This is a genomic window from Noviherbaspirillum denitrificans (assembly GCF_002211445.1).
GTDB classification, from domain to species: Bacteria; Pseudomonadota; Gammaproteobacteria; order Burkholderiales; family Burkholderiaceae_D; genus Noviherbaspirillum; species Noviherbaspirillum denitrificans.
In genome coordinates this window covers 708,710-715,670 of the sequence record NZ_LSTO01000001.1, presented here as the reverse complement: position 1 = coordinate 715,670, position 6,961 = coordinate 708,710, and the positions used below count along the sequence as shown (strand labels likewise).

Annotated in this window: 9 protein-coding genes; 2 read left to right on the top strand and 7 right to left on the bottom strand. The window is 60.8% G+C overall.

Annotation, left to right across the window (positions count from 1 at the left end):
• The 3 genes from AYR66_RS29280 to AYR66_RS03640 all read right to left on the bottom strand — a co-directional run.
• Positions 1-580 (bottom strand): MFS transporter (locus AYR66_RS29280; RefSeq protein WP_206047043.1); only part of this gene is annotated, 580 nt, incomplete at its 3' end.
• A gap of 38 nt (positions 581-618) precedes the next feature.
• Positions 619-1,866: an MFS transporter gene (locus AYR66_RS03645; RefSeq protein WP_088706393.1), complete on the bottom strand. Its 1,248-nt coding sequence runs from the start codon at positions 1,864-1,866 to the stop codon at positions 619-621.
• 175 nt (positions 1,867-2,041) lie between these two features.
• The gene (locus tag AYR66_RS03640; RefSeq protein WP_088706392.1) at positions 2,042-2,692 is read right to left on the bottom strand and encodes a histidine phosphatase family protein; all 651 of its coding nucleotides are present in this window, start codon (positions 2,690-2,692) and stop codon (positions 2,042-2,044) included.
• Positions 2,693-2,827: 135 nt separating this feature from the next.
• On the opposite strand from AYR66_RS03640, the gene AYR66_RS03635 reads away from it, so the two are divergent.
• Positions 2,828-3,475: a HugZ family pyridoxamine 5'-phosphate oxidase gene (locus tag AYR66_RS03635; protein ID WP_088706391.1), complete on the top strand. Its 648-nt coding sequence runs from the start codon at positions 2,828-2,830 to the stop codon at positions 3,473-3,475.
• On the opposite strand, the gene AYR66_RS03630 is transcribed toward AYR66_RS03635, so the two are convergent.
• Entirely contained in the window at positions 3,456-4,142 is a 687-nt protein-coding gene (locus tag AYR66_RS03630) for a DUF4336 domain-containing protein (RefSeq protein WP_088706390.1), read from the bottom strand. The two genes, AYR66_RS03635 and AYR66_RS03630, sit on opposite strands and share 20 nt — an antisense overlap.
• 116 nt (positions 4,143-4,258) lie before the next feature.
• Between AYR66_RS03630 and AYR66_RS03625 the strand changes: the two genes are divergently transcribed.
• Positions 4,259-4,795, top strand: coding sequence for a TetR/AcrR family transcriptional regulator (locus tag AYR66_RS03625; protein ID WP_088706389.1), 537 nt, complete (start codon positions 4,259-4,261; stop codon positions 4,793-4,795).
• Positions 4,796-4,802: 7 nt separating this feature from the next.
• Here the strand turns inward: AYR66_RS03625 and AYR66_RS03620 are convergent, their stop codons facing one another.
• From AYR66_RS03620 to AYR66_RS03610, 3 genes are read right to left on the bottom strand one after another with little or no spacing between them, the layout of a single operon-like run.
• Positions 4,803-5,390 (bottom strand): DUF924 family protein, encoded by a 588-nt coding sequence (locus tag AYR66_RS03620; RefSeq protein ID WP_088706388.1) that lies wholly within the window; start codon positions 5,388-5,390, stop codon positions 4,803-4,805.
• Positions 5,387-6,013, bottom strand: a complete 627-nt coding sequence (locus AYR66_RS03615; protein WP_088706387.1) for a LysE family translocator — start codon at positions 6,011-6,013, stop codon at positions 5,387-5,389. Before AYR66_RS03615 ends, AYR66_RS03620 begins: the two co-directional genes overlap by 4 nt.
• Before the next feature lie 57 nt (positions 6,014-6,070).
• Positions 6,071-6,472, bottom strand: coding sequence for a GFA family protein (locus AYR66_RS03610; protein ID WP_088706386.1), 402 nt, complete (start codon positions 6,470-6,472; stop codon positions 6,071-6,073).
• Between the last annotated feature and the right edge of the window lie 489 nt (positions 6,473-6,961).

Genomic DNA, 6,961 nt, shown 5'->3' with positions numbered 1-6,961 from the left:
CCGCCGCCTCACCGCCGATGGCGCCGAAGATGCCGGCGGTGATCACCAGCGGCACCACGAACTGCACCACCGACACGCCGAGGTTGCCCAGGCCGGCGTTCATGCCGAGCGCGTAGCCCTTCTGCGCCTTCGGGAAGAAGAAGCTGATGTTGGCCATCGACGAGGCGAAGTTGCCGCCGCCGAAGCCGCACAGCAGCGCCAGCACCAGCATGGTTGGATAACCGGTGTTCGTGTCCTGCACCGCGAAGCCGATGCCGATCGCCGGGATCATCAGCGATGCGGTCGAAATCGTCGTCCACTTGCGGCCGCCGAAGATCGGCACCATGAAGGAATAGAAGACGCGCAGGGTTGCGCCGGACAGGCCGGGCAGCGCCGCCAGCCAGAACAGCTGGTTGGTGCTGTACTGGAAGCCGACGTTGGGCAGGTTCACCACCACCACGCTCCACACCATCCATACCGCGAAAGCCAGCAGCAACGCCGGGATCGAGATCCACAGGTTGCGGTTGGCGGTGGACTTGCCCTTGCTGACCCAGAACGATGGCGTTTCGGGTTCCCAGTGGCTGATCAGGTATTTGCTCACATTGTTCTCCTCTTATGGAATGCGACAGATGCGACAACTCAGGCCGCTTTTTTGAGCGGCACGGAAACGTCAGGGGTTTCCCGCTCGGGTTTGAATGAGAAATGCATCCACACCAGCGACACGCAGACGGTGCCGTACAACAGCATGAAGGCGCTGGAACGGACGCCGGTCAGGTCGACCAGGGCGCCGAACATGATCGGCAGGATGAATCCGCCCAGGCCGCCGGCGAGGCCGACGATGCCGGAGACGGCGCCGATGTTGTGGCTGAAGTCATCCGAAATGAACTTGAACACCGATGCCTTGCCGATCGCGGTGGCCACGCCGACCACGAACAGCAGCACGGTGAAGAACCAGGCATTGATGCCGATGTCGATGCTCATCGGACCGTTGACCGTCTTGACGATCATGCTGGTCTGCGGATACGACAGGATGAAGAACGCGACCCAGCACACCCACATCACCGACCAGGTCACCTTGTAGGCGCCGTACTTGTCCGAGATCCAGCCGCCCAGCGCGCGCAGCACGCCGCCCGGCAGCGAGAAGCAGGCGGCCAGCAAGGCGGCCAGCTTCATGTCGAAGCCGTATTCGGACACGTAGTACTTGGTCATCCACAGCGCCAACGCGACATAGCCGCCGAAGACGACGGAGTAGTACTGGCAGTAGCGCCAGACGCGCGGGTCCTTCAGCATCTTCAGCTGGTCGGCGAAGGTGACGTTGGATGCGACCGTGTGCGACTTGTCGCTGTGGCTGAAAAACCAGAACAGGAGCGCGGTTGCGAGCATCGCGCCGGCATAGACCTTGGGCAGGTATTCCCAGCCGAAGGCGGCGATGATCGCCGGCGCGACGAACTTGGTCAGCGCCGAGCCGGAGTTGCCCGCGCCGAAGATGCCCATCGCCAGTCCGCGGCGTTCCGGCTGGAACCAGCGCGCGACGTACGGCGTGCCGACCGAGAAGGAACCGCCAGCCAGGCCGACGAACAGGCCGAGGACGAGGAAATGCCAGTATTCGGTGGCATGGCTGATCATGTAGATCGGCACCACCGTCGACAGCATCAGCGAGAACAGCACGATGCGTCCGCCGAACTTGTCGGTCCAGATACCCAGCGGCACGCGCACCAGCGAACCGGTCAGTACCGGCGTCGCCGCCAGCAGGCCGAACTGCGTTTCATTCAATCCCAGCTTGGCCTTGATCGGAATGCCCAGCACCGCAAACATCATCCAGACCGCAAAGCAGATCGTGAAGGCGAACGTACTGCTCGCCAGCACTGAAATCTGCCTGCCCTTCATTGTCACCACGTTACCGGCCACGACACACCTCCCTCGATGATTGACGCGATGTCGGAAGGTTACGTCCGTGACAAGCAAGGCACTATTGGCCGGAGGGGTATCCGGCAAAGGCAGTCGGCTTAGTCCGGTAAGCCGAAGGGGATAGGCCAGTCCTCGACCGGCTAGGCAGAAAGAACTATGCGGCGGCGAGGATGTGGCGCGCCACGTCCAGCCATACGCTGTCGCCGTTCATCGGCTTGTGGGGAAGGATGGCATCGCGCGGCAAACCGTTCACATGGCGGGTAACCACATCCAGGCACCATCCGTGGCTGATGACCAGCACGCGCTCGCCGTGGTGCTGCGTGCCAATGTCGTCGAGCGCAAGCAGCACGCGGTCGGCGAATTCATCCATCGACTCGCCGCCGACGAAACTGGCAGCCGGATTGCGGCGCAGGATCTGTTCGAGCAAAGCGGGATTGAGTTCGGCCAGCTCGCCCTTCGGGATGCCCTGGATTGCGCCGAAGTGCCTTTCCTTCAGGCCTTCGTGGCTGCATGGCGCAGGCAAGCCAAGCGCAGAGGCGATGATTTCCGCCGTCTCGCGCGCCCTCGCCAGCGTGCTTGACCACACCGAGGAAAATCCCTCACCGGCGAAATCGGCAGCAATCTGGTGTGCCTGCCGGCGCCCCTTTTCATTGATAGGCACATCGAACCAGCCCTGCAGGATGCCAAGCCTGTTCCAGTCGGTTTCTCCATGGCGGACGACGCAGATATGTGCGGCTTTGGCCCGCGCGGCGGGACTCAGGCGCGGAACAAGCGGGACGCTCCGGACGGCGGCATTTGCATGCATGAGGCTTCCTCCGTGGCAGGACGATGCGATCACCTCAATGCTGGCACGAAAGTTCCCCCAAGGCAATAACGTGCGCCTTGCCATGCTCTTGCGGCGCGTTACACTGAGCTTCGATGCCAACCTGATATCTTCCGAATGAAACCCGACCTCTCCACCGCCATCGGCCTGCTGCACCGGGCCGCCCTCGGCGCGCTCGCCACGCAATCCGTGCAATTGCCCGGCTACCCGTTCGCAACCGCCCTGCCCTACGTTCCCGACCACGAGCACTGCCCGGTATTCCTGCTCAGCGGCCTGGCCGAACACACGAAGAACCTGCTCGCTAACCCGCACGCCAGTCTGCTCGTAACGTACACCGGGCAAGGCAGCATCCTCGAATCGCCGCGCATGACGCTGGTCGGCGATGTCGAGCGCATCGATGGATCGCCGGCGCAGCAAGCACGTTACGTGCGCTATCAGCCGGATGCGGCGCAGTATCTTGAGCTGGGGGATTTCGCTTTTTTCCGGCTGGTGCCGAAGCGGGTGCGCTACATCGGAGGATTTGCGCAGATGGGGTGGCTGGAACAGGAGGCGTGGAAGGAGGCGCCGGTACTCGCGCCAGATGAAGAATCGGCGATGCTGCAAAACCTTGGCGCGTCAGGCGCTGGCGTACTCGGGATCGACTGCTACGGCATCGATATCGATCGCGATGGTCGCCGCGAACGGATTTCTTTCGAGGAGCCAATCTCGGCAAACGGCGCGCTGGCTGCGGCAGCTGCACTTGCCCTCAACAGCCGAACACCGTAAATGCCCTCTTCACTTCCGGATAAGCACCATCCTCCACGATCGCGTTATGCGCCATGACGACGCGTTCAAACGGCCACTGAAGAATCTCTTGCGCACTGGCGCGGGCCGCGTGCCTGTCCCTCACCATGAGGCGAATTGTCCGTGGCACTGCGAGCTGCCTGCGCACTCCTGTCACATGCGCATAGGCTTTCGCCGCGAACGGCAGTTCACCCTGCCACCATTGACACAGGTCCGTCAGAATCAGTGTCCTTGAAGCGATGTGGAACCAGACGGTTTCGTTACCGATGGGGATGCCATCGAAGAAAACCTGTTCCAGATCATCCTTCCAGGATGCCTCCACCGTCGGTCCGAGTTCGGACAAGCGTGTCAGGTCAGGCCGTTTGGCGCGCAAGCCAGGTGCGCCGAACAGCAAGGCATCCGGATAGGCTGACGCGTATTCGGCAAGGAAGAGATGATGCATCCGGTTCGGCGCAACGATGTACCCAACCTGCCCCAGGGATTCCAGCTCCTTGCGCTCGGAAACACTCAGCGGAACCGGCGAATGCAACCAGAGCCGGCCATCCTTCAACCTGATGACCGTCATTCTTGACGAGACAGGAATGCCGCTTGCGACGAAATGATGTGACCTGTACCAGATGTTCGATGCAATTGCTTTCAATGCGGACATGACACTCCTCTTGTTGCCTGCTCTTGTTGATCGTCAGTCGAACCACCATACCGAAAGGTATGTTTATGATTAAATAACATATTGCCTTTGTCAATACCGCACGGTATGGTGCTTCCATGGACAAGAAATTGAATCGGCAACGGTGGCTGACGGCCGGCTTGCAAACGCTTTCCGAAGAAGGTCCAAATGGGCTGAAGATCATGCCGCTGGCCGAACGGCTCGGCGTCACCAAGGGAAGTTTTTACTGGCACTTCCAAAGCCTCGATGAATATCACCACGCGGTACTCGCGGAATGGGAGCAGCACTACACGCAGGAAGCCATACGCTGGCTGGAAAGCGACGACAGCAAGCCCGAGAAAAAGCTGCGCATCTGGATCACTGGCGCGAGCTATGCGGACCTGCGCCTCGACAGTGCGATCCGCTCGTGGTCTCTTGCCAATCCCGCGGTGCTGGAAGTGCGCAAGCGCGTCGACGAGCAGCGAATCAGCTACCTGACGAAATTGCTGCGCGAGGTGGGCTGGCCACCCAATGAGGCTGCTACGCTCGGCCGCTGGACATACTGGGCCTGGGTGGGCTACGCCACGCTAGGCGGTCCAATCATGAACGAGAAGCAACTCGGGCTGATCCTCGCCGTGCTTGAACCAAGGCGATAACTCCTGCCTAGAACGACGACCCCGGCTGCTTGAGGAACTCCACCTCCTCCGCTGTCGATTCCCGCCCAAGAATGCGATTGCGATGCGGGAATCGTCCAAACCGGGCAATGACCTCACGATGCCGCACTGCATAGTCGAAAAAACCGGCGAATGCCTTTCCTGCATCGGACAATTCACGAAACAGGCTCACGGACTGTTCCTGGTCATCCAGCGACTCCGAATGTTCCAGCGGAAGATAGAAGAACACCCGCTCGATCGGCCGCAACGGGCGGTGCGCGGCACTGCGCAATCGTTCCCTGCACCAGCCACGTGCCCGTTCGTCGCAGGCAAACGCCTCCGGCGTATTGCGGTACATGTTGCGCGAGAACTGGTCCGTCAGGATGATCAATGCAAGACGTCCGCGCGGCTGCCCAGCCCATGCATCGAGTTCGCCCCGCGCGGCCTTGCGCAGGACATCCTCGAAGCGCCGGCGAATCATGAGGTCGGTTTCATCGCGCTTGGTCCACCAGAGCTTCGCCTGCCCGGCGGCGACTGCATCATCCTCCTCGGCGTGGCCGAACCAGAATTCGAGGATGGATTCCGGGGATTCGCTCATCGTTGGGTGGTCGCCAGCTTCAGCGCCAGTGCAGCGAAGACTGTGCCGGCGACGCGGTTCATGATCTTTTCCGCCTTTGCGGATTGCCCCAGCTTGCGGCCGATCGTCCCGGCCAGCAGCGCGATGCCGCCGAACACCAGCAGCGTCGCCAGGATGAACAGACCGCCGAGCAGCATCATCTGTACCGTGATCGATCCGCGCCCGGGATCAGCGAACTGCGGCAGGAAGGCGAGGAAGAAGATCGATACCTTCGGGTTGGTGATGTTCATGATGATGCCGCGACGGTACAACTCCCAGCCGCTCGCGCCGCTGCCCTCGCCGAGATGGATGCCGGTCGCCGGCGCTCGGAAGGCTTGCCATGCGAGGTAAAGCAGGTAGGCCGCACCGGCAAACTTCAGCACCGTGAAGGCCAGGGCTGAGGTCTGGAAGATCGCGGCAACGCCGAACGAAACAGCCAGGGTATGCAGGATGAGCCCGGTACACAAACCGAGTGTCACGAAGATGCCCGCAAGCCGGCCGCGCAACGCGGATTGGGTCAGGACAAAGATGTTGTCTGGACCCGGCGAGATGCCGAGCAGGACGGACGTGATGAAGAATGTGAGGACGATGTCTGGGGAGATCATGGACGCGGGCTGCCGGGCGAAAAAGCAGATTATGCCCGCGAATCCCGGCACTCGCTTTTAAAGGTGGCTGAAGAAGGCCGGTGCGTTCTGCCAGTTGTCGTGCAGGCCGTCGACATAGGTAACCGACAGCTTCGACAGTTCCTCCTCCGTTACCCCTTCAAGACACATGACATTGACGCCGATCATCTTGCCGATCGGCGTGTCGTTGCCAATGCCGAAGGCGCGTACGCCGCAGTGCTTGCAGAAGTAGTGATGGTTCTTGCGCGTGTTGAACACGTATTTCGTGAGATCGGTCTCGCCAGTCAGCAGGCTGAAACCGTCGGGTTTGGCGATGGCCGGCCAGAAGCGGGTACGGCGGCAGATCGAACAGTTGCAGCGGAAGGTGCTCTGCGTGAGGTCCAACTCGGCTTCGAAGGTGACGGCGCCGCAGTGGCAGCTTCCGTGGTAGGTCTTCAACATGGCCTCCTCCCGTAAGACATCAGGACGGTCAGTGTAGCAACCGCCTTGCCAAATGCATATCCGAGGAGTCTGAAAATGCTTGGAGTGAAAAAATGCCCGGATGGTGCATGGGAACAACCATCCGGGACAAGCCGGCGTCAAGGCCGGTCGCACATGGGAACCACACTAAAGAATCACTCACATAAATGAGAATGATTCTCTCTTGGGCCGTAAAACCATTGCATCCTAAATCCAAATCGTTAATAATGCAAATGCGAATTGTTCTCATTTACTTAAGCTTGACTTGGGACAAAACTGCAGGACACCCAGCCAGCCAGCCGCGGCGACACGCCAGCCGGTAGCCAGCCAATCAAGACCAATACCAGGAGCTCACATGGCTACCCGTGCATCTGCATGCGCACGATCCTTGACGAACATTGCGCGCGGCCGCGCAGCCACCGCATGAGTACCGCCACGATGCGTACAGACCCGTCCGCCGGCCTGCAGCAG

Coding starts and splice junctions, on each gene's coding strand:
- AYR66_RS03635 (WP_088706391.1), top strand. CDS start 2,828: ATGAAACCCGACCTCTCCACCGCCATCGGCCTGCTGCACCGGGCCGCC.
- AYR66_RS03610 (WP_088706386.1), bottom strand. CDS start 6,472: ATGTTGAAGACCTACCACGGAAGCTGCCACTGCGGCGCCGTCACCTTC.
- AYR66_RS03645 (WP_088706393.1), bottom strand. CDS start 1,866: ATGAAGGGCAGGCAGATTTCAGTGCTGGCGAGCAGTACGTTCGCCTTC.
- AYR66_RS03625 (WP_088706389.1), top strand. CDS start 4,259: ATGGACAAGAAATTGAATCGGCAACGGTGGCTGACGGCCGGCTTGCAA.
- AYR66_RS03615 (WP_088706387.1), bottom strand. CDS start 6,013: ATGATCTCCCCAGACATCGTCCTCACATTCTTCATCACGTCCGTCCTG.
- AYR66_RS03620 (WP_088706388.1), bottom strand. CDS start 5,390: ATGAGCGAATCCCCGGAATCCATCCTCGAATTCTGGTTCGGCCACGCC.
- AYR66_RS03640 (WP_088706392.1), bottom strand. CDS start 2,692: ATGCATGCAAATGCCGCCGTCCGGAGCGTCCCGCTTGTTCCGCGCCTG.
- AYR66_RS03630 (WP_088706390.1), bottom strand. CDS start 4,142: ATGTCCGCATTGAAAGCAATTGCATCGAACATCTGGTACAGGTCACAT.